Source organism: Limosilactobacillus fermentum (assembly GCF_013394085.1).
GTDB classification, from domain to species: domain Bacteria; phylum Bacillota; class Bacilli; order Lactobacillales; family Lactobacillaceae; genus Limosilactobacillus; species Limosilactobacillus fermentum.
Genome location: NZ_CP040910.1, coordinates 1 through 20,828 on the forward strand (window position 1 = coordinate 1; position 20,828 = coordinate 20,828).

The 20,828-nt window shown below is 54.6% G+C and carries 20 protein-coding genes; 9 read left to right on the forward strand and 11 right to left on the reverse strand.

Going from position 1 to position 20,828, the window contains the following annotated elements:
• Nucleotides 1–207 precede the first annotated feature (207 nt).
• Both FG166_RS00005 and FG166_RS00010 read left to right on the forward strand, forming a co-directional pair.
• Nucleotides 208–2,151, forward strand: coding sequence for a sugar MFS transporter (locus tag FG166_RS00005; RefSeq protein ID WP_035430841.1), 1,944 nt, complete (start codon nt 208–210; stop codon nt 2,149–2,151).
• Between the two features lie 75 nt (nt 2,152–2,226).
• A complete protein-coding gene (locus FG166_RS00010) occupies nt 2,227–4,449 on the forward strand; it encodes an alpha-galactosidase (RefSeq protein WP_003682192.1) in 2,223 nt (740 codons plus the stop codon).
• Nucleotides 4,450–4,663: 214 nt separating this feature from the next.
• On the opposite strand, the gene FG166_RS00015 is transcribed toward FG166_RS00010, so the two are convergent.
• The 3 genes from FG166_RS00015 to FG166_RS00025 are packed head-to-tail and all read right to left on the reverse strand — an operon-like array spanning nt 4,664 to nt 8,341.
• On the reverse strand, nt 4,664–5,665 hold the full coding sequence (locus FG166_RS00015) for a LacI family DNA-binding transcriptional regulator (RefSeq protein ID WP_003682194.1): 1,002 nt from the start codon (nt 5,663–5,665) through the stop codon (nt 4,664–4,666).
• A gap of 27 nt (nt 5,666–5,692) precedes the next feature.
• Nucleotides 5,693–7,147: a UDP-glucose--hexose-1-phosphate uridylyltransferase gene (locus FG166_RS00020; protein ID WP_003682196.1), complete on the reverse strand. Its 1,455-nt coding sequence runs from the start codon at nt 7,145–7,147 to the stop codon at nt 5,693–5,695.
• Between the two features lie 27 nt (nt 7,148–7,174).
• On the reverse strand, nt 7,175–8,341 hold the full coding sequence (locus tag FG166_RS00025) for a galactokinase (protein ID WP_021350297.1): 1,167 nt from the start codon (nt 8,339–8,341) through the stop codon (nt 7,175–7,177).
• Nucleotides 8,342–8,512: 171 nt separating this feature from the next.
• Here FG166_RS00025 and FG166_RS00030 point away from each other — a divergent pair, with 171 nt between their 5' ends.
• From FG166_RS00030 to FG166_RS00045, 4 genes are read left to right on the forward strand one after another with little or no spacing between them, the layout of a single operon-like run.
• The gene (locus FG166_RS00030) at nt 8,513–9,463 is read left to right on the forward strand and encodes a GDSL-type esterase/lipase family protein (protein WP_003682199.1); all 951 of its coding nucleotides are present in this window, start codon (nt 8,513–8,515) and stop codon (nt 9,461–9,463) included.
• Between the two features lie 5 nt (nt 9,464–9,468).
• Nucleotides 9,469–10,257 (forward strand): tyrosine-protein phosphatase, encoded by a 789-nt coding sequence (locus FG166_RS00035; protein ID WP_031265526.1) that lies wholly within the window; start codon nt 9,469–9,471, stop codon nt 10,255–10,257.
• An 18-nt stretch (nt 10,258–10,275) separates the two neighbouring features.
• Nucleotides 10,276–10,788, forward strand: a complete 513-nt coding sequence (locus tag FG166_RS00040; RefSeq protein ID WP_003682203.1) for a YbhB/YbcL family Raf kinase inhibitor-like protein — start codon at nt 10,276–10,278, stop codon at nt 10,786–10,788.
• Between the two features lie 12 nt (nt 10,789–10,800).
• Nucleotides 10,801–11,025 (forward strand): hypothetical protein, encoded by a 225-nt coding sequence (locus tag FG166_RS00045; RefSeq protein ID WP_003682205.1) that lies wholly within the window; start codon nt 10,801–10,803, stop codon nt 11,023–11,025.
• A gap of 115 nt (nt 11,026–11,140) precedes the next feature.
• Here FG166_RS00045 and FG166_RS00050 read toward each other — a convergent pair whose 3' ends face one another.
• The 4 genes from FG166_RS00050 to FG166_RS00065 all read right to left on the reverse strand — a co-directional run bounded on the left by FG166_RS00050 (nt 11,141) and on the right by FG166_RS00065 (nt 13,934).
• Entirely contained in the window at nt 11,141–11,875 is a 735-nt protein-coding gene (locus tag FG166_RS00050; protein WP_003682207.1) for an amino acid ABC transporter ATP-binding protein, read from the reverse strand.
• Between the two features lies 1 nt (nt 11,876).
• Entirely contained in the window at nt 11,877–12,566 is a 690-nt protein-coding gene (locus tag FG166_RS00055) for an amino acid ABC transporter permease (RefSeq protein ID WP_003682208.1), read from the reverse strand.
• Between the two features lie 102 nt (nt 12,567–12,668).
• Nucleotides 12,669–13,469, reverse strand: coding sequence for a transporter substrate-binding domain-containing protein (locus tag FG166_RS00060; RefSeq protein ID WP_003682212.1), 801 nt, complete (start codon nt 13,467–13,469; stop codon nt 12,669–12,671).
• Between the two features lie 138 nt (nt 13,470–13,607).
• A complete protein-coding gene (locus tag FG166_RS00065) occupies nt 13,608–13,934 on the reverse strand; it encodes a hypothetical protein (RefSeq protein WP_003682214.1) in 327 nt (108 codons plus the stop codon).
• A gap of 103 nt (nt 13,935–14,037) precedes the next feature.
• Here FG166_RS00065 and FG166_RS00070 point away from each other — a divergent pair, with 103 nt between their 5' ends.
• The 3 genes from FG166_RS00070 (at nt 14,038) to pnuC (ending at nt 16,471) form a co-directional block, all read left to right on the forward strand.
• Nucleotides 14,038–14,976 carry an NAD(P)-dependent oxidoreductase gene (locus tag FG166_RS00070; protein ID WP_003682216.1) on the forward strand — a complete coding sequence of 313 codons (939 nt, stop codon included), beginning with the start codon at nt 14,038–14,040 and terminating at the stop codon, nt 14,974–14,976.
• 1 nt (nt 14,977) lies between these two features.
• Entirely contained in the window at nt 14,978–15,460 is a 483-nt protein-coding gene (gene greA, locus FG166_RS00075) for a transcription elongation factor GreA (protein ID WP_003682220.1), read from the forward strand.
• Between the two features lie 216 nt (nt 15,461–15,676).
• Nucleotides 15,677–16,471 (forward strand): nicotinamide riboside transporter PnuC, encoded by a 795-nt coding sequence (pnuC, locus tag FG166_RS00080; RefSeq protein ID WP_003682221.1) that lies wholly within the window; start codon nt 15,677–15,679, stop codon nt 16,469–16,471.
• 106 nt (nt 16,472–16,577) lie between these two features.
• Here the strand turns inward: pnuC and FG166_RS00085 are convergent, their stop codons facing one another.
• The 4 genes from FG166_RS00085 to FG166_RS00100 form a co-directional block, all read right to left on the reverse strand.
• Nucleotides 16,578–17,087, reverse strand: coding sequence for an O-acetyl-ADP-ribose deacetylase (locus FG166_RS00085; RefSeq protein ID WP_003682222.1), 510 nt, complete (start codon nt 17,085–17,087; stop codon nt 16,578–16,580).
• Between the two features lie 8 nt (nt 17,088–17,095).
• Complete coding sequence (locus tag FG166_RS00090) at nt 17,096–19,000, reverse strand: M13 family metallopeptidase (RefSeq protein WP_035430844.1); 1,905 nt, start codon at nt 18,998–19,000, stop codon at nt 17,096–17,098.
• 136 nt (nt 19,001–19,136) lie between these two features.
• Nucleotides 19,137–20,447: an NCS2 family permease gene (locus FG166_RS00095; RefSeq protein ID WP_003682225.1), complete on the reverse strand. Its 1,311-nt coding sequence runs from the start codon at nt 20,445–20,447 to the stop codon at nt 19,137–19,139.
• A 96-nt stretch (nt 20,448–20,543) separates the two neighbouring features.
• Nucleotides 20,544–20,828 (reverse strand): hypothetical protein, encoded by a 285-nt coding sequence (locus FG166_RS00100; RefSeq protein ID WP_021349157.1) that lies wholly within the window; start codon nt 20,826–20,828, stop codon nt 20,544–20,546.

A 20,828-nucleotide genomic window follows, 5' to 3' on the forward strand; every position in this document is an offset into this window, starting at 1 on the left:
TACCCCGCTGGGGCGACAACCTTTTGCCCTAGCTTAGTCATACGGCCTGTCGAGAAGGTTGAATCGCACTCCTCTTAACATTGTGTCCCCTTTCACTAGTAAACTCTGGTAAATTTTTTAGTAAAAGTGTTGAAAGTTTAGATGAAAGCGGTTACCATTATATCCATAAGCAATTATATTTTATCTGCTGAGGAGGAAATGTTTGCCATGGATGCTCAAAATACTAAGGCGAAAACATTTAGTTCCCGGATCGCATATTCGTTTGGGGCCTTTGGTCACGATATGTTCTACGGGATGCTTTCGACTTACTTCATGATGTTCGTTACCGGCCACTTGTTTAACAGCAACGCCGGTGGGGAAGCCGCCCGGATGGTTTCCTTTATCACTTTAACCATCATGGTGCTACGGATTGCCGAATTAGTGATCGACCCGTTCATCGGGAACATCATCGACAAGACCGACACCAAGTGGGGTCACTTTAAGCCATGGGTTGTCGGTGGGGGGATCATCTCTGCCATTGCCATCGCCCTCTTGTTCACCAACTTGGGCGGCTTGACTTACAAGAACCCAATGATGTACCTGGTACTCTTTGCCATTCTCTACATCGTGATGGATATCTTCTATTCCTTCAACGACGTGGCCTTCTGGTCCATGATTCCTGCCATCTCCTTTGATAGTGCAGAACGTGAAAAGACGGCTACCTTCGCCCGGGTTGGTTCCACCTTAGGGGGCCAATTGGTTGGGGTCGTTGTTATGCCACTCGTGCTCTTCTTCTCCCTTAACTCTAACAGCGGAAACGGTGACGGCCGTGGTTGGTTTGGCTTCGCCGCTACTGTGGCCATCATCGCCGCTGTAACGTCAATTGGGGTGGGGATCTTCACCCACGAAAAGAAGAACGAACTTCGTAACAACACCGAAAGCACCTCCTTTGGGAAGGTTTTAGGCGTCTTAGTTAAAAACGACCAATTAATGGCGATCGCTTTAACCTATGTCCTCTACACCACCGGGATTCAAATCATGAATTCCTTCCAACTCTACTACTTCACCTACATCATGGGGAAAGCACCAACCTACACGATCTACGCTTTGATCAACGGGTTAATCGGGGTCATCACCGTTTCCCTCTTCCCTGGCTTGGCTAAGAAGTTCAGCCGGCGTCGGGTCTTCTTCTACTCCATCTTAGTAATGCTGATCGGGCTGGTACTCTTCGCCTTGGCCGGTCACTCCTTACCAATGGTTATCCTTGGTGGGGCCATCTTCATGCTGCCACAACCACTGATCTTCCTGGTTGTTTTGATGATCATCACCGACTCCGTTGAATACGGTCAATTAAAGCTTGGTCACCGTGACGAAGGGTTAACCCTTTCCGTTCGGCCACTGCTTGACAAGTTCGGTGGTGCCGTTGCCGGTGGTGTGGTTGGGATGACCGCTACCGCTGCCGGGATGATTTCCGGGGCTACTGCTGACCAAATCACCGCCCACGGGACGTCCATCTTCAAGCTGATTATGTTTGCCGTTCCAGCCATCCTGATCTTACTGGGGACCTTTGTCTTCTCCCGCAAGGTTAAGCTGGACGAAAAGATGCACGCCCAAATCGTTGACGAACTGGAAAAGACTTGGCACCAACACCTGGAAGGCGACGACTCCGCCCTTAGCGAAACGGCTGCCGCTGAGACCGCCGCTACCCTCTCCTTTGCCGCTCCGGTTGACGGGAAGCTCTTACCATTAAGTAGCGTTTCCGCCCCAGCCTTTGCTAACGGCTCGATGGGTGAAGGGATTGCCATCAAGCCTACCGATGGCCAAATCTTTGCTCCGGTGGCCGGGACGATCGTCGCTGACTTCCCAAGCACCCGTCACGCCCTCGGGATCCGGACCGATAACGGGATTCCGTTCTTGATCCACGTCGGGGTCGACACGGTTGAAATGCAAGGGACTGGCTTCGTCTCCTACGTCGAAAACGGTCAACACGTTGAAGCCGGCGACAAGCTGATGGAATTCTGGTCCCCAGCCATTAAGGAAGCGGGCCACGACGACACCGTCATGATCGCCTTCACCAAGTCTGATGACACACCAAACTACGAGCTCAAGTTCGTGAAGAACGAAGGCCTCGTTGATCACGGTGACGAAATTATTCAGATCGAAAATAAGTAATCCACCTTTAAACCGGGGGGCCGCGACTGTCAGCGTCACGGTCCCCCCTTTTTCATTAAGAAAGGAAGTTCATTCATGCCAGTCTTTATCAACGAAGAGACCAAGCTCTTCCACTTACAAACCAAGAACACTAGCTACATCTTCCAAATCCTCGCTAACGAGGCGGCGGGACAGGTTTATTACGGCGCCAAGGTTCCGGTTAAGCCTTCCTATTCCAACCTAATGACGATGGAAGAACACGACTGCACCAACACCCTGTCGGAAGAAAACACTTCCTTCCAACTCGAACTGGTTAAACAAGAATACGCCACCCAGGGTAAGGGGGACTTCCGCGAGGCCGCCTACGTTATCCAATACCCAGACGGCTCCCGGACCAGCGAATTTGAATACCAGGGTTACCAAGTCGAAGAGGGGAAAAAGCGCCTGCCGGGTCTGCCATCTTCGTTTGACGACGAAGGAACGGACGCCACCAGCCTGACGGTCACTTTCAAGGACCGCCTCTACGATTTGACGATGAACCTGCACTACACGGTCTTTAACGATGACGACGTAATTGTTCGCTCAGCTAGCTTTGAAAATAAGGGTGACACCGTCATGATCGATCGGGCCCTGTCCGCTCAACTTGACTTGCCGGACGACAATTATGACCTCCTACAATTCTCCGGGACCTGGGCTCGCGAACGTCACTTATACCGCAACCACCTGCGGCCGGGGACCCAAAGCGTGGCCAGTCGGCGGATCAACTCCAGCCACCACGAAAACCCGGCCATCATCTTAGCCCGGCCAAACACCGATAATAATCAGGGTGAAGCCTTTGGTTTTAAACTAGTTTACTCCGGGAGTTTCTTAGACACGGTTGAGGTTGACCAGTTTAACACCACCCGGGTCGTTACCGGGATTCACCCCGATGACTTCTCCTGGCAACTAGAAGCCGGCCAATCCTTCCAGACCCCAGAAGCGGTTCTTTCCTATACCAACGCCGGCATGAACGCCCTCAGCCAGCAAATGGGCCGCTTCTACCGTGACCACTTAATTAACCCCCACTTTGCTAAGGAAGACCGGCCAATCCTAATCAACAACTGGGAAGCCACCTTCATGGACTTTACCGAAGAAAAACTGATGAAGATCGTCACTAAGGCTAAGGAAACCGGGATCGAAATGTTTGTCTTAGATGACGGTTGGTTCGGGCACCGTGATAACGACCTGTCTAGCCTGGGGGACTGGTTCGTTGACCAAAAGAAGTTCTTAAACGGGGTCGGCGGCTTTGCCAGCCGGGTGCACAAGTTGGGGATGAAGTTTGGCCTCTGGTTTGAACCAGAAATGATCTCAATTGACTCCAAGCTCTACGAAGACCACCCCGACTGGATGATCCAAACTAAGGGACGGCTAGCCACCCCGGCCCGCCACCAATTCGTCCTCGACATGGCCCGCCAAGAAGTCGTCGATGACATCTTCAACAAGATGAGCGCCGTGATTAAAGACACCAAGCTTGACTACATCAAGTGGGACATGAACCGGACGATCACCGAGGCCTTCACCGCTACCCTGCCGGCTAATCGCCAACAAGAATTTGCCCACCGCTACATCCTCGGGGTTTACCAACTCTACGAACGCCTAACGCAGGCCTTCCCGAGCGTCCTCTTTGAATCCTGCGCCTCCGGTGGTGGCCGCTTCGACCTCGGGATGATGTACTACGCCCCACAAGCCTGGTGCTCTGACGACACCGACGCCGTGGAACGGATCTACATCCAAGACGGGACCTCCTACGGTTACATTCCGTCCATGTGGGGGGCCCACGTTTCGGCCGTGCCAAACGACCAGGTCGGCCGCGTCACTTCCCTAGACACCCGGGCCAAGGTGGCCTACTTCGGTGCCTTTGGTTACGAACTGGACTTAAACGAACTGTCAGAAGAAGAGCAGGAAACGGTTAAAGAACAAGTCGCCTTTTACAAGCAGCACCGCCACCTCTTCCAACACGGGACCTTCTACCGGATTGACAGTCCAGACACCGCTACCGATAACGTCTACGGCTGGCAAGTGGTCAATGACGACCAGTCCGAAGCCATCGCCGTGCGCTTCCAGATCCTCAATGAACCCAACCCGGGTTACATCCGCTTCTACTTTACCGGCTTAGACCCGGAAAAGACCTACCAAGTTAACGACGACGAGGAAACTTACTCCGGTGCAGAACTGATGAACGCCGGTTACTTCGTGGCTCGGATCATGCCACGCTCGGCCTCGCCAAAGCCGCTGGCCGACTTTAACGCCACCATGTTTGTGGTTAAGGCCGTCGACTAAGCCGCTAACTTACTTACACTCCTTCTAAATCAACAGCCCCTCCCGAGCCAGGAGGGGCTGTTTTAGTATCGCAAAAATAGGTGGGAAATAAGATTATAGATGAAAACGCACGAACAGTTGGCGCATAAGACCCGGTTCTTCGGTCGTTTGTATCTGTTTCCCACACAAAAGGGCCGTGACGAATTTGTCACGGCCCTTTTTGTATTGATTGGCATTATGAATTGGTTTCTTCTGGTGGCGTACTTTGGCGTAGCATCAACCTAGTTCCGACCACCACCCGCTGGGGAGCGAGTTCGCTATCGGCGAGCCGCCGTCCTAGCAATTCGATGGCTACGCTCGCCATCTGGTCGGTGGCAACGTGAACCGCCGACAGGGCCGGATAGAGGTTACAAGTAACCGATTCGATATCGTTAAAGGAGACCAAAGCAATCTGGTCTGGAATGACCACGTGGGCCTCGTGTAAGGCGCGTAAAGCCCCCACGGCCATCGCATCGTTGGTAACCATCACTGCATCGAGGGACTCGGGGCCCGCCAAGAGCTCCTTCATCGCCTTGTAACCACCGTCAACGGTGTAGTTTTCGACCTTAACCAGCTTGGGGTTATACCGCTCGCGGTCCTTCAAAGCGTTTAAGAAGGTCTTTTCCCGCACGTCGCGGACCCGCTGACCGTCGGTAGTTAACTCGAGACCGGCAATCAGGCCGATATTTTGGTAATGGGTGGTCAAGTAGCCGGCCGCCTGGTTCATCCCGCCGACAAAATCGGGCAAGACACAGTCAAGGCCGCCCACCAAGACGTCGTAGTCCACCACCACCACGGCCGGGGTTAGTTTTTCAAACAAGTGGAGCTGGTGACCGGAAAACTTCCCGATCGCCACGATCCCGTCAATATCTTGGGGAATCTGATCCATGTTGTTTTCAAAGACGGTCATCGTCATGAAGCCGGCTTGCTGGGCCGCCTGTTCAACGTTCATCCGGACGCTCATGTAGTAGATATCGTCGAGTTCGCGCTCGGCCGAATACCACTGAACAATGGCGATCCGTCGTCCCATCACTTGGGACTTCGGTCGCTTAGTGTAGGAAAGCTGTTCGGCGATCGAAATAATTTTGCGGCGGGTTTCCACCGATACCGATAGCCGCGGGTCGTTGTTGAGTACCCGGGAGACGGTGGCCAAGGAAACCCCCGCTCGGTTCGCGATGTCTTTAAGGGTAACTGCCATTAGTTCCACCTCCACGGGTCATAAATCTTATAGTTGCTTAATAAATCGTTGCCAGCCAGCGTCGCCTTCGTCCGTACGCTTGAAGACCCCAGCGTCCTCTAATACATTGGAGAAGACCTGGGCGAGTTCTTCTTCTAAGACCGCCTCCACGTTGGCCGACATAATGTCGCGGCGTGCGGCGACCTCCTGGGCCCACGGCAGGTGCGCTGGGGCAATTTGGTTATCTTCATTTAACCAGAATTTCTTAACTTCTTCCAGTTCAACCTTCAGCCGGGCCGGCAAGATTGCCCGCCCCATCACTTCAATCAGGCCAATGTTTTCCTTCTTGATGTGCCACAGCTTTTCGTGCGGGTGGAAGATTCCTAGTGGGTACTCGTCGCTAGTATTGTTGTCACGTAAGACGAGGTCTAAGACAAAGGTCTCCCCTTCCCGGTGCATGATCGGGGTTACGGTGTGATGACGGGTGCCGTCTTGCCCGGTGGCCACAATCGAAAGCGCCGGATCGCTGTAGTCGTTCCAGGTCTTCATGATGTGGGTCCCCAGGTTGATGAGGGCGAGCTGGTCGGTCGTTTCCAGGCGGATGTCTGACATTGGCCAGTCAACGATGCCGGCCTTGACCTGCGGGTAGTCCTTAAAGGTCAGTTCCTGCTTAATCGGGGCCTTCATCATCGGGAAGGTGTGGCGGCCACCTTGGTAGTGCTCGTGGGCCAGCATTGAACCCCCGACAATTGGCAGGTCGGCGTTGGAGCCCACGAAGTAGTGCGGCAGGGTCTTTTCGATCTCGACTAAGTTGACCAGGGTTTGTTGATCGATCTTCATTGGCTCGTGCTGGAGGTCCAAGAAGATGCAGTGTTCATGGAAGTAAGCGTACGGTGAGTACTGGAAGCCCCAACCCTTACCGCCGATCATCATCCGGATAACCCGGTGATTACTGCGGGCCGCCTGGCCTAAGCGTCCTAGGTAGCCCTCGTTTTCAATGCACAGGGCGCACTGGGGGTACTTTTTGGCCGTATCGTGGGCCGCCGCCGCAATCGCCTTGGGGTCCTTTTCCGGCTTGGATAAATTAATGGTGATTTCCAGCTCGTTACCATCCTTGACCTGCCGGGTAAACTCGACGTTCTTTTTAATGGCCGCTACCTTAACGTAGTCGTTTTCGGTACAAAGTTGGTAGAACCAACCAGTGGCGGCTTCCGGGGAACGTTGGTATTCCTGCCAGAAGCGGGCGTTAACGGCGGACGGCGTGGGGGTCAGCAAGTCAAAGAGCTGCTCGTTTAAGATTTCCCGCTCGGTTTGTCCGTCTTCAATCTTACCGTTTTCAATCGATAAGTCAACCAGCTGCTCGGCAATTGACCGCCCGGCTTGCACGTCCCCGTCCTGATTGCCGACTAAAGCACGCACCTTGTTGGCCACGTAGACCTTGTCCAACGGTTGGTAAGCACCGCTTGCAATCGCCTTTTCGGCAAAGGTTTCAATTAGTCCCATGATCTCAAACCCTTCTCTCTTCTCTGCTTACAGCTTGTGTGGACCGTCAACGATTTCGGCGTCGTAGAAGGAGGCGTCGTAGCCGACCTTCTCACGGTAGATTTCGCCAACCTTTTGCTTCAGGTTTTCGGCCTGGTCCTTCTTAACGATGGCGATGGCGGAGCCGGCAAAGCCCCCACCGATCATCCGGGCGCCCAAAACGCCTGGTTGTTGCCAAGCGGCTTCGGCTAAAGTGTCTAATTCAGTCCCGGAGACTTCGTAATCGAAGTGCAAGGAGACGTGGGAGGCGTTGATCAGCCGGCCCAGCTTTTCGAGGTCGCCGTCGGTCATCGCCTTAGTGGCTTGGATCGTCCGTTGGTTTTCAAAGACGGCGTGGCGGGTCCGCTTGAGCAGGGTTTCATCGTTTAAGAGGTAGCTGTATTCGTCGAAGGTGTCTTCGTCGATTTCGCCCAGTGAGTTGATGTCGAGCTTGGTTTGCAGGCGCTTTAGGGCTTCGCCACATTCAGCTACCCGGTCGTTGTAAGCGGAAGCGGCTAGGGAGTGCTTCTTGTTGGTCGACATGATCACGATTTCGTAATCGCCCAGTTCCAGCGGCATGTACTTGTATTCCAGGGTGTTGCAGTCGAGGAAGATGGCGTTGTCCTTCTTCCCCATCCCCACGGCAAACTGGTCCATGATCCCGGAGTTTAAGCCGACAAAGTCATTTTCGGTCTTTTGGCCCAACTTCACCAGGTCAATTTGGTCGATGTCCAGGTTAAATTCGTCCTTTAAAACTTGGCCCATCAGCATTTCGATTGAAGCGGATGAAGAAAGGCCGGCCCCGTACGGGAGGTTCCCGTAAACGTAGAGGTTAAAACCGTGGTCAATCTTAAAGCCCTTTTGACGCAGGTAAACCAACATCCCCTTGAAGTAGTTAGCCCACTTGCGGTCTTCTGCTTCTTCCGGTGCTTCGTCCGTAATGGCAAAGGAAACCACGTCGCCTTCCATATTACCGGAGAAGAGTTGCACCTGGTCGTCATCGCGGGCGCCGTACACACCGTAAGTCCCCAAGGAAATTGCACACGGGAAGACGTGACCACCGTTGTAGTCGGTGTGTTCCCCGATCACGTTAATCCGGCCCGGGGAGAAGAAGAGGTCTTGGCCCTGCGCTGCAAAGGTGTCTTGGTACTTGTCAAAAAGCTCTTGTTGATTCATGTTTGTTTGCCCCATTTCTTTGTTAGTAAAAAACAAGTAAAACTTTTACCATTCTTATGCTACTATCACCCGGTTTATTAGTCAATAGAGCGCTTACATTTTTTACCAATAGCTAATGAAAGCACCTACCGCCGCAACGTGCTATCATAGGGGCTAAACGGGAGGGATTGGATGACTAAACTTTTTACCCCGACTGAGGTGGCTGAAGGCAGCTTGCTCCTGGGGCGCTGGCAATTGCAAAATGACGAACTCTACACCCCACTCCTAGGCGGAGTGATTAAAACGATCGTCACCGGCAGCGACCAGCTGACTTTAACGGTCGCTAACCGCCACCACCCGCTTATGCCCAGCCACTACTGGGCGGTGCGGGTCAACCACACAGCGTGGCGCCGCTATAGTGCTGCTCTCCCTATCGAAGTCGCCTTACCCGCCGAGCGCAACCTCGTTGAGATCATGACCGCCGGTAATACCAACCTCGACGACGTCTGGTCCGGTAACCAAGGCTTTGCCCTCACCAAGCTCGAACTGAAGGGCGCCGGCCGGTTAATTAAACCAAGTCCCCGCCCGGTCGTAGCCATCTACGGCGATTCAATCACCGCTGGCTGCTGGGTCAACGGCTACGGCGCCAGCAGCGACTACCGCCCGGAACAAAACTTTGTCGGCCTGGCCCAGGACAAAATCGACGTCGACCTCGCCCGGGTTGCCTACTCGGCCGCCGGGGTCTTGCGCCCGGCTACCGGGGGTGTCCCGGTCGCCATCGACTGGCTCGACCATTTCAACGTCCAGACGCCTTGGCCGCCCCACCCGGTTAGTCTGTCGGTCATCAACCTCGGGGTTAACGACCGGCGCTTTAGCGAGGCCGACTTTGCGACCGCCTACGAACAATACGTGACCGCCTTTTTAAAGCGCCAAACTGGTCCGGTCGCCCTAATGATCCCCTTTGCCCAGAGCATGGCAAACGTCATCCGGGCCACTGCCCAGTACCACCAGCTCCCCGTTATCGAAACGGCCGATTGGTGTGCGAGTTTCACCGATGGCCTTCACCCCGACCTAACCGGTGCTCAGCAAGCGGCGCCCCGCTTTGCCAAGGCCCTCACCCGCCTACTCAATGAAAGGATGTGACCACCGTGTCTTTAAATCGCCTGTTACCAATTGAAGCCGGCCACAACTTCCGCGAACTCGGGGGCTACCAGACCACCGATGGCCGCCAAGTTCAGTGGCACCGCCTGATCCGGGCCGGCGCCCTCGGCCAGCTTTCGGAGGCTGATTTAGCCCTCTTAGCCCAGCTAAACGTGACCGCCGACATCGACTTTCGTTCCCCCACTGAATTAGAGGCGGCCGCCGATCGGGTCCCCCACACGGCCACTTATCACCACGAACCGGTCTTTGACACCGACCGGACCGAGTCATCCAAGACCAACGCCGAACTGGAGCCCCTCTTAGTGGCCGACCCGGACAGTGGTGCCCGCCACATGGAGGTCACCTACCAGGAGATGGTTACCGAGCCGACCTCTAAGACGGCCTACCAACACTTCTTCGCCCACCTACTGGCGACCCCTAGCGACGGGGCGGTCCTCTTTCACTGCACCGCCGGTAAGGACCGGACCGGGGTCGGCGCCTTCTTGTTGCTCTCGGCCCTCGGCGTCGATGCCAAGACGATCGAACAAGATTACCTGCTGACTAACCAGGTCAACGAGGCCTTTGTCAACGAACTGCTGCAGCGCTTTGCTTCCGCCGGCAAAAACGAGACTTACGTCCATAACTTCCGGTCACTAGCCACCGTTTCGCCCCGCTACCTCAACGCCACCAAGCAGGCCATCGCTACCCATTATGGCACGGTTAACGACTTTTTAACCACCGGCCTGGGGCTCAGTGCTGGCGACCTGGCCGACCTCAAACAACTCTACCTCGTTTAATAGAAAGGAAGTTTTTTCATGCGCATTTCCGTTCCCCTGACTAAAGAAGGGCTCCTCGCCGATCAATATGGTAAGTTCGCCCCGGCCAGCGATATGCTAGCCGATCACCCGGTCCGCTCCTTCCCCATTGAAATTGCGGACGTCCCAGCCGGCACTGAAAGCCTGGCCCTGACCTTTGTCGACTTTGATTCCACCCCGGTTTGTGGCTTTACCTGGATTCACTGGCTAGCCGCTAACTTCCCGGCCAACACCACCCTAATTGGCGATGACGCTAGCCGCAAGGACGGTCACGGTTTTGTCCAGGGCAAAAACAGTAACGCCGGCCGCCTGGTTAACGGCGACCCGGCCATTACCAAGGGCTACGTCGGTCCCCAACCGCCGGACCAGATCCACGACTACACCCTAACCGTTTACGCCTTAGACACCACCCTCGACCTTAATGAGGGCTACTGGCTCAACGAGTTCCGCCATGCTGCCAAGGGTCACGTCTTAGAAAAGGTCAGCCTAGAGCTGCCGAGCCGCGCTAATTAAGGAGGAATTACCATGGATAACCGGATTTTCTTCAACCCCGGCGACTCGATCGCCAACATCCACGACTACAACGAAGCCGTCCGCAAGGGCCAAATCTTCAAAAAGGAACAGCAGGCCGGCGACCTCGTGATCGCTAAGGGTCCCGATGACGAAGAATACGCCATCTTCTACGCCAACGATGCCCTGCCCGCCGACCACGAGCAATCCCAACCCTACGAGATTAAGAAAAACCTCTAAGCAAAAAGAGCAGCCCCAGACAGGCTGCTCTTTTTGCTTAGTTTTATCGAATTGGCAACAGTGCAGTACGCCAGTGGGAGCGACGACGAAATCAAAGATTTCTGTCGCCCTCCCCCTAAAATTCCATCGCCGCCAAGAATTCCTTGATCCGCGGCGTTGGGTGGTTAAAGAAGTCATCGGCCGACCCGGTGAAGTCAACCCGGCCGTCTTCGACAAAGACGATCTTGTCGGCCACCCGGCGGGCAAATTCCATGTTGTGAGTCACCACAATTAAGGAATCGCCGTCGTTGGCCAACTGCTGGAGGACCCGCAGGACCTGGGCCTCTAACTCGGGGTCCAGGGCACTAGTCGGCTCGTCAAAGAGGATGTAGGCCGGGTCCATTGCTAACGCCCGGCAAATCGAAATCCGTTGCTGCTGCCCCCCGGATAATTGACCCGGGTAACGGTTGGCAGTGTCGTCTAACCCGACTTTTTTCAAGAGCTCGTGGGCCTTTTGTTTGGCCTTGTCCGGGTCCTGCTTGAGGACGTGAATTGGCCCCTCGGTGATGTTTTGCAGGATCGTTAGGTGCGGGAAGAGGTTCCAGCTTTGAAAGACCATCGCCGTTTTTTGGCGCACCGCTAGGATTTCCTTGTTAGTCAAATTGGCGCCGTAATCAATCGTGACGTCATCGATCGTCAGGGTGCCGGATTGGGGCCGCTCCAAGAGGTTCAAGGACCGTAAAAGCGTCGACTTCCCGGCCCCCGACGGCCCCAAAATAACCGTCGTTTGGTGTTCTGCAAAGTCAACCGTCACGTCATCTAAGGCGTGGTGGTCGCGGTAGGCTTTATCAACGTGTTCTAACTTAATCATCTTATTCCCCCACGGCGTCCACGTACCGGGACGTCCACTTCTCTAAGTAGTGCTGCAGGATGCTCAAAACGGTACAGAAGAGGGCGTAAATCGCGGCCACAATTGAGTACATCAGGAGCGGTTGGTAGTTGTTAGAGGCGATCTGTTGGCTGACCATAAACATTTCCACGATCGTAATCGAACTGGCCAAGGACGTGTCCTTCACCAAACCGATAAAGGAGTTGGACAGCGGCGGCAGGGCCACCCGCAAGGCCTGGGGAAAGACAATCCGAAACAGGACCTGGCGGTAGGTCATCCCAATCGAGTAGGCCGCGTCCCACTGGCTGTCCGGAATCGACAGCAGGGCACCGCGAATCGTTTCGGAAGCGTAGGCCCCAGTGTTCAAAGAAAAGGTAATGATCCCAGCCGTCCAGGCGTTAAACTGGATGCCCACGTTAGGCAAACCAAAGAAGACGATGAATAACTGAACCAAGAGGGGCGTTGACCGGAATAACCAGACGTAAAAGGAAAAGACCGCCCGCACAACGGCCCACACGGCCTTGGACTTTCCATGGGGTTTTGAAATCCGAATCAAAGCGGTAATGACGGCGATCACCAACCCAATCACAAAGGAGATGATGGCGATCGGAATCGTGTATTTAATCCCCGCCCAAAAAATCTCCGGGGTGGAGCTTTTAATGATATCCCACATAAGTTTCCTTTCTACATGTATAAAGCAAGGGGCCCTAGTAACCGGCACTAGCCGGCCAAACTAGGGCCCGATGACGACAATTTGGAGACGGTTAGTCCCGACTTACTTATCAGTAATGTTACCGTGGAAGTACTTTTCGGACAGCTTCTTGAGCGTGCCATCCTTACGTAATTCAGCTAAGGCCTTGTTGACCTTGGTTTGCAAGCCCTTGTTGTTCTTGGCCATCAGGACCCCAATCTTTTGAACTGGGATCTTAGATGACGGAACTTCTTGGTACTTGAGGTCAGTTGTCCCGGTGGACTTTTGGTAGTACAAGAAGGCTTCCTTAGAGTTCAAGGCTGCTTCGGCCCGCCCTTGGCGAACCAGTTCCATGGCCGTGGAGAAGTCGGTGGATGACACCGTCTCCCCGCCGAACTTCTTCACGTTTTGGGCGTTAGCCGTTCCCGTGGCGGCGGCAATCTTCTTGCCCTTGATGTCATCGATACTCTTAATCGTGGTGTTGTCAGACTTCATAATCAATGCCGACTTGGAGTAAATGTACGGCGTTGAGAATAAGTAAGACTTTTGGCGTTCCGGCGTCATAGCAATGTCGTTGATGGCCACGTCAAACTTCTTGGAGCCGACCCCGGCAATCAAGGAGTCCCACTTAGTCGGAACAAACTTAACCTTGTAACCCATCTTCTTTGCCAGGTCGCGGGCCAGATCAACTTCAAACCCGGTTAACTTACCGTTTTCCCGGTAGGAGTACGGGGCGTAGGTTCCTTCCAGCCCGACCGTCAACGTCCCCTTGGTTACCAGTTGGGGCTCGCTAGACGATGAGCTGCTCTTCCCACAGGCCGCTAATGCCACCATAGCAACCAGGCTAGCAGCGACCACACTCAATCGTTTCATCCACTTCTTCATTGTAAAGAAGCCTCCTCAATCATTTTCTTCGGGTTCACTTACAAAAGTAAGCAACTTACCTTTAGTAACTATAACAAGGCAAGTTAGGTACGTCAAAGAAAAACCGTTAGAAAATTTTAATTTTTGCTAATGGCTTACTTACCGGCCGCCCACGATCCGTTCGGCGGCGATTTCCAAACGTTCAATCAGGGCGTCGGCATTTTGCTCAAAGTCGGTGTTAAAGTCGGCACCCTCTGGCGCCACCGTCCCCACTTCTTCGCCCATAAAATCGGTCACGACTAGGGTTTGGTCCCGCCAAGCCACGTCGTCGTAGTGGCCCTCTAAGGCTTCATCCATAAAGGATTGCATCAGGTCCAAGACGGCGGTTTTAATGACCTCATCTTTAGTCAGGCTAGTTCCCCGCACTTGGGCTTGGGCGATCTTCATCGCTACTTCTTCCATGTTAGTTGGAATCTCAATACTCATTTTGTTATCCCCTTCAATTGAAATCTTCCCTTCATCATATCATAATTAGGCTAAGAAACCGTTTTGATTGGTCCCAATCAAAAGCTGAAAGGATGAATACTCTATGAGCGCGACCGTATTAGTTCCCACCTACCTCGCCAAGACGGGCTACGAAGTCCTCCAACAGGCGGGGCTCAACATCATCGAAGTTCCCAACGTCGATAACGCCACCCTCCTCAAGTATCAGGATGAAGCGGCGGGCGCCATTATGGGTGTGTCACCAATTGACGACCAAACCTATGCCCAAATGAAACAGTTGAAAATCTTGGCCCGGATCGGGGTTGGTTTCGACAGCCTCAACCCGGTTGAAGCCGCTAAGCACGGCATCGTGGTGACCATCACCCCCCACTCCAACGCCATTTCGGTGGCCGAGTCAACAATCGGCGCCCTGTTAAACCTCTCCAAGGATCTCCCCCAACGAACGGCCCTGATGCGTGCCGGTAAGTGGCGGGAAGCTAACCAGGCCCAGGGTCACGACATCGACGGCAAGGTAATCGGGATTATCGGTTACGGCCGGATCGGTCACGAAGTTGAAAAACGGGCCGCCGCCCTCGGGATGCGGGTGCTGATTAACAACGGTAACCGGCCGAAAGTCCCTGAAATTGGGGCGCCGGTTGCCCTTGATGAGCTACTGGAGAAGTCTGATTACATCACCCTGTCCACCCGGGTGACGGCCAAAACTACCCACCTGATTAACGCCACCACCCTGGCCAAGATGAAGGGCACCGCGTCCATCATCAACTTTGGCCGTGGCGCCTTGGTCGACACCGACGCGTTAATTGAGGCTTTAAAGACCGGGGTCATTCACTCGGCCGCCCTCGACGTCTTTGAAGAAGAGCCGCTACCCACCAGCTCCGAACTTTACAAACTCGATAACGTCTTACTCAGTCCCCACATCGGCGGTGGGACCATTGAGGCGATGGACCGGGGTAGCTGGGGCGCGGCTACCGAGGTCGTTCGCGTCTTGGCCGGCCAAGAACCCCGCTGGGCCGTTCGTCGCTAAAATGGCTAAGATTTACTACCAGGAGATGACGCCGGCGGGCTACCGGGCCATCGAAGAACAAATCGAAGCACTCAAACAAAAGCGACCGACCCTGATCACCCGTCTAAAGGCGGCCCGCGCCCTGGGTGACCTCTCGGAAAACACCGAGTACTCAACGGCCAAACGGGAGCTGCGCCACTTAGAAAGCCGCCTGCGCTACCTCGACAAGCAGCTAACCTACGCCAAGGTGATTGACGTCTCAGACGATGGCAAGGTGGCCCTGGGGAAAGTGGTCACGATCCGCTTTTTGGACGACCAAGAAGAGGCGACCTACCAAATCGTGGGGCGCCACCAGGCCGAACAGGCTTCCTTAACTGAAGAGGTTTTGGCCTTCGACTCCCCCCTGGGGCTAGCCCTCAAGGGGCACACCGCCGGTACCACCGTGACCGTCCACGCCCCAGCGGCCAGTTACCAAGTCACCATCATCACCGTAAAGGTGAAGTAACTTTACTAGCCGTCACCAAAGAAAATTTAAAACTCCTTCAAGGCGGGGCGCTCCCCCTTTAACCCGGTTAATCACTTGATTGACCGGGCTTTTTTTACTTGCCCTCACTTCCAAAGACCGCTATACTATTCACCGTTGCGCCAAAACATTAACACAAGATCTTGTAAATTAGGCGACTATCATTACCACATCTTGTGGTTAGAAAAGAGCGATTACATGTTTGATCAGTATAAAGATGTCTTAACCCACCTTCCCCAGTACTCCAAGAATATCTTCCGCCCCGGCTACTTCTCCTGGCTAGTTGGCCAGATGAAGAACTGGAGCACCTTTTCTTGGTACCTGGTGGCCTTTAACTTCATTGTCCAAGTGGTCTTAATGATCCAGGGTTGGGCTAGCGTACCCGTCTCTCACTCCATCATCAGCTTTTTGTCCGCCAACCTGAGCGTATTGTGCGTGGTCGGGATCTCCAATAAGTCGGCCATCCAGGGCTGGTTTGGCCTCACCTCGGCGGTCTTTATCGCCTTAAACGCCTACTTGGCCCACAACTTTGCCGACATGACCCTGCAAATCTTTTACATCATCTTCTTGGACCTCTTTTGCATTTTGTCGCCGTCCTGGAACGATAACGTCAAGGTCCACTCGATGGGTGGCGTCAAGGGCTGGCTCAAGTACCTGCTCTTGTTCGTCGTCTTATGGGGTCTGATTTACTACCTGTACGGCTTGATTAACGATCCCCGCCTCTTCTTGGACTCCTTAACCTTGGCAATCTCTTTGACGGCCGCCGTAATGGAATTCAACCTGCTTCGCCAACAGTACTACCTCTGGACGCTTGGCAGCATCATCACGATCGGCCTCTGGTTACAAACCGCCCTGCAAGGTGCCGCCAACTACGCCTTGGTGGCTTCCTACCTGGTCTTTTTGCTAAACGACCTGTACGCCTTCTTCGGTAGCCAGGGTTGGTTCGTGAAGCAAGAAGTCGTCACCGGCTACGGCCAAAAGGAATCCAATTAAATAGCGGGGGAAATGGCCTCTAGGGTGGGCCTAGCCTGCCTAACATTCGGATACACAGCGAGGGCCCCGGAGAAAACCATGTTTTCTCTGGGGCCCTCTTTTTGGGTTAATTTTGCTCCAGCGCCCGCTGGTAAGCCGCGTAAGTTCGCGCGTCAAAGCACACCATCGTCACCCGGTCGAGCTGGGAATTATTTCCCAGGAAATGTTGAATCGTCGCAATGGCTAAGGGCGCCGCTTGGTCAAGCGGGTAGGCGTAAACCCCGGTGGAAATGGAAGGAAAGGCCACCGTGCGACAGCCGTTGGCAACCGCTAGTTGGAGGCTGTTGCGATAGGAGTTCGCTAACAGGCTGGCCTCGTGATGATGGCCCCCCTGCCAAACTGGCCCCGGGGTATGGATGATAAAGGTGGCCGGTAAGTTAAAACCCGGCGTGATCCGGGCCTCGCCGGTCGGGCACCCACCAAACTTAGCACAAGCCACATCTAAACCTGGTCCGGCCGCCCGGTGAATCGCCCCGTCAACCCCGCCCCCGCCACGCAGGGTGGTATTAGCGGCGTTGACAATCGCATCCACCTTTAACTTAGTAATGTCACCTTGGGTTACTTCTATTCGGCCCATTTAATCACCTACCAAATTTGAACCCGGTCGGCGGGCGCCTTGTACATGGCGTCGCCGTCCTTGACGTCAAAGGCTTGGTAGAAGTCAGCCAGGTTTTGCACCTGGACGTTGGCCCGCAGCTTGTTCGGGGCGTGCACGTCAACGGACAGAAGTAGTTGTTGGTACTGTTCGTGGGCCTTCATCCGCCAGATCCGGGCCCAGTTGGTGAAGAAGGCCACCGGATCGTAATCCGCTTCTTGCTTAGCGGCGGCCAAGGCGCACGATAAGCCCCCGGCGTCGGCAATGTTTTCGGAGACGGTCAGCTTCCCGTTGACCTGTTGCCCGGCAAACGGCAGGCCATCAAATTCCTTAATCATGTCTTGGGCTAGGTCCTTGAAGTGGGCCTGGTCCTCTTCGGTCCACCAGTTATTTAGGTTCCCAAATTCATCAAAGAGGGCGCCGTTATTATCAAAGGCGTGTGAGATTTCGTGGGCAATCACGGCCCCGATCCCGCCGTAGTTTTCGCTGGCCGATTGCTTGAGGCTGTAGAACGGCGCCTGCAAAATGGCGGCCGGGAAGACGATGATGTTCATAAACGGGTGGTAGTAGGCGTTAACGGTGGCCGCACTCATTTCCCAGCGGGTCTTATCAACGGGCTGGCCAAAGCGGCGGAAGTTTTCGGCAGCCGCCACCTTGTTTAATTCATCCAACGCCCCCATTAGGTTTAAGCCGTCGCTAACCTTGAGTTGGTCGTAAACGGCCGGCAACTTAGCCGGGTAACCAACCTGAACCCCGAGGCTGTCGAGCTTAACGATGGCCTTTTGCCGGGTCGCCGGGGAGAGCCAATCGTTTTCCTCTAGGCGCTGTTTGTAAACGGCAATCATTTGGTGAACCATGTGCTCCACGTCTGCCTTAGCGGCCGGGCCAAAGTAGGTTTCCCCGTAATACTTACCGATTACCTGGCCGAAGTAGCTCATCGTCAGGTAGTAGGCAAACTTCTCGTGGTTGACGGCTTCCTTGGACCCGGAAAGGGCGCGGGAATATTCACCACCCAAGATCCGCAACTCATCGGTCACTAACGAGGCGTTACCGGTGACGGTCTTGGCCAACAGCCAGCTCTTAAAGAGGGCGAAGTGGTCGGTCAAAATTTTGTTTAAGGCCGCCAGGTAGTTCGGTTCGGTCACGATCACCTTGGCGGGTTCGGTCCCCACCAATCCGCTCACCATCTTAGCTAGGTCGAGTTGGTCGGTCGCCTTGGTAAAGTCCGCCCAAGCGACAGGGTTGTACATCTTAGCGTAATCAGCCCGTTCTTCGGCCGACTTAACGTGAGGCACTAGCAGGGCGTCGAATTGCTTCGCTTCTTCGGTGACCTGGTGGGCTTCCTCCGCCGAGTAGCCCACCTTAACGAACAGTTTTTCCACCATTTGTGACCACAGGGCCAGAAGTTGCGGGCCCTGCGGATTATCCTCTTGGTAGTAACCCTTTTCCGGTAAGATCAGGCTGGGGGCGCCAAAGAAGAGCCCGTATTCGGTGGCTTTTTTCATGTCCGGGTCGATGTCAAAGGAGACCGGGCTCCCCTTTCCCAACAGGGCCCATTCCGGCCACTTAGCGGAGTAATCCGCGTAGCTGGTCAGGGCCGCCACTTCGTCTAGTTCCTTGACTAAGGGGGCCACCCCTTCTGTTTCGCGCCGGTCAAAATCCTTAGCTAAGGCATACAGCTTCACGGCCTCTTGCAACCGGGCGTTTGGGACGTCCTTTTGCCCAGCGGCCATCGCATTTAAATCACCAATCAGGGTCTCTTCGACGTCTTTGACCAGGTCGTTAAAGCCCCCGGTCGCCGGACGGTCGGCCGGAATTTGGGCGGTCTGTTCCCATTCCCCGTTCACCGCTTCGTACAGGTCGGCTTTTACCGCACCCTTCTCAACTTGTGTCATCTTCTCGCATCCTTTCCAAGCGTTTATGTTCATTATAACCGAGCACACAAAAAGAGGCTGGGATTTTATCCCCAGCCCCTGGTTAGTCTCTATTCATAAAATTCAACGGCCTGCCGAGTAGGTTGGTTCCCACTTCCTACTTAACGTTTAAGATCCACATAAAGCCGATGAAGATGAAGAAGAGGGCGTACATGATCGGGTGGACTTCCTTCCCCCGCTTAGCCGCAATCATCGTGATTGGGTACATGATCAACCCTAGGGCCATCCCGTCGGAAATGCTGTAAGTCAGCGGCATCCCCACCACGATCAGGAAGGATGGGATGGCGATCTCTAAGTGACTCCAGTTAATTTGACGCAGGTTTTGGGCCATTAAGACCCCGACGATGATTAAAGCCGGCGCCGTTACCTGGTCGGTTACCACGGCCAGCAGTGGCGAGAAGAACATCCCAAAGATGAAGAGAATCCCGGTCACCACGGCGGTGAAACCAGAGCGGCCCCCGACGGCAATCCCAGCCGAAGATTCAACGTAGGCCCCGACTGGCGAGGTCCCCAACACGGAACCGGCTAACATGGCCGTCGAGTCAGACATCAGGGCCTTGCCGACCCGGGGCATCTTGTTGTCCTTCATGAAACCAGCTTGTTGGGCCAAGCCGACTAGGGTGCCGGCGGTGTCAAAGAAGGTCACCAAGAGGAAGGTCAAAACCACCACCCACATTTGCAGGGTGTTAATTTCGCCGATGTGGGTCAAAGCAACCCCGAAGGTTGGCTTCAGGCTCGGGGCGGCCGATACAATCCCGTGTGGCACGGGAATCAGGCCGGTTACCAACCCAACAACCGCCGTCACCACCATCCCGATAAAGATGGCTCCGGGTACCCGGCGCACCATTAAGACCGCCGTTACCACTAAGCCGACCACCGTTAACCAAGTGCTAGCGGTCGTAAAGGAACCTAATCCAACCACGGTGGACTTGTTGGAAACCACCAAGCCCCCTTGGTGTAAGCCAATGAAGGCGATAAAGAGGCCGATCCCAGCGGAGATGGCAAACTTTAGGTCGGACGGAATCGCGTCGATGATGATTTCGCGCAGCTTAAAGATTGTGATCAAAACAAAGATGATCGAGGCCACAAAAACCCCGGCCAAGGCCGTTTGCCAACTGATCCCCATCCCAATGACGGCGGAGTAGGCAAAGAAGGCGTTAATCCCGAGCGCCGGTGCCGTCGCGATTGGGTAGCGGGCGAGGATCCCCATCAAAAAACACCCCAAGGCAGAGGCCAAGGCGGTGGCGGTAAAGACCGCCCCGGTATCCATCTTGGCGGCGCCGAGAACGTTCGGGTTCACGAAGAGGATATACGACATCGAGATGAAGGTCGTAAAACCGGCTAAAATCTCCCGCCGGTAATCGGTCCCCAGCTCTTCAAAGTGGAAATACTTGCTAATTGCAGACACAATTGATCCCCCATTTTATAGAATGAACGAATAAAATCACGATGAATATCATATAATATTCGGCTTTCAATGTAAAGGGGCGATCCGAACTTTCTTTTAGTCAGCAAAGGGGGCTAACAGCGCCGCTTTGCCCCCCGCACTCAACCAGCCGCCGTGGTGGGCGACTAGCTGGGCGCAGGAACGATAGTCAGCCAGGTTAACCTTGCCAGCCACGATCCCGTTTGCTTGTAACCGCCGGGCCAACTGGACGTCACCAGCGGTCACCAAGTCGTTGACGAGCGCGTTGGGGCGGGTTTCCCAGCCCAAGTTAAGCAGGGCCCGGGCCCGCTGATCGGCTCGGTCGTGGGTCAGGGCGTGGGCTAAGTCAGTTGGTTGCAACAT

Coding starts and splice junctions, on each gene's coding strand:
- FG166_RS00005 (WP_035430841.1), top strand. CDS start 208: ATGGATGCTCAAAATACTAAGGCGAAAACATTTAGTTCCCGGATCGCA.
- FG166_RS00010 (WP_003682192.1), top strand. CDS start 2,227: ATGCCAGTCTTTATCAACGAAGAGACCAAGCTCTTCCACTTACAAACC.
- FG166_RS00015 (WP_003682194.1), bottom strand. CDS start 5,665: ATGGCAGTTACCCTTAAAGACATCGCGAACCGAGCGGGGGTTTCCTTG.
- FG166_RS00020 (WP_003682196.1), bottom strand. CDS start 7,147: ATGGGACTAATTGAAACCTTTGCCGAAAAGGCGATTGCAAGCGGTGCT.
- FG166_RS00025 (WP_021350297.1), bottom strand. CDS start 8,341: ATGAATCAACAAGAGCTTTTTGACAAGTACCAAGACACCTTTGCAGCG.
- FG166_RS00030 (WP_003682199.1), top strand. CDS start 8,513: ATGACTAAACTTTTTACCCCGACTGAGGTGGCTGAAGGCAGCTTGCTC.
- FG166_RS00040 (WP_003682203.1), top strand. CDS start 10,276: ATGCGCATTTCCGTTCCCCTGACTAAAGAAGGGCTCCTCGCCGATCAA.
- FG166_RS00045 (WP_003682205.1), top strand. CDS start 10,801: ATGGATAACCGGATTTTCTTCAACCCCGGCGACTCGATCGCCAACATC.
- FG166_RS00050 (WP_003682207.1), bottom strand. CDS start 11,875: ATGATTAAGTTAGAACACGTTGATAAAGCCTACCGCGACCACCACGCC.
- FG166_RS00055 (WP_003682208.1), bottom strand. CDS start 12,566: ATGTGGGATATCATTAAAAGCTCCACCCCGGAGATTTTTTGGGCGGGG.
- FG166_RS00060 (WP_003682212.1), bottom strand. CDS start 13,469: ATGAAGAAGTGGATGAAACGATTGAGTGTGGTCGCTGCTAGCCTGGTT.
- FG166_RS00065 (WP_003682214.1), bottom strand. CDS start 13,934: ATGAGTATTGAGATTCCAACTAACATGGAAGAAGTAGCGATGAAGATC.
- FG166_RS00070 (WP_003682216.1), top strand. CDS start 14,038: ATGAGCGCGACCGTATTAGTTCCCACCTACCTCGCCAAGACGGGCTAC.
- greA (WP_003682220.1), top strand. CDS start 14,978: ATGGCTAAGATTTACTACCAGGAGATGACGCCGGCGGGCTACCGGGCC.
- pnuC (WP_003682221.1), top strand. CDS start 15,677: ATGTTTGATCAGTATAAAGATGTCTTAACCCACCTTCCCCAGTACTCC.
- FG166_RS00085 (WP_003682222.1), bottom strand. CDS start 17,087: ATGGGCCGAATAGAAGTAACCCAAGGTGACATTACTAAGTTAAAGGTG.
- FG166_RS00090 (WP_035430844.1), bottom strand. CDS start 19,000: ATGACACAAGTTGAGAAGGGTGCGGTAAAAGCCGACCTGTACGAAGCG.
- FG166_RS00100 (WP_021349157.1), bottom strand. CDS start 20,828: ATGTTGCAACCAACTGACTTAGCCCACGCCCTGACCCACGACCGAGCC.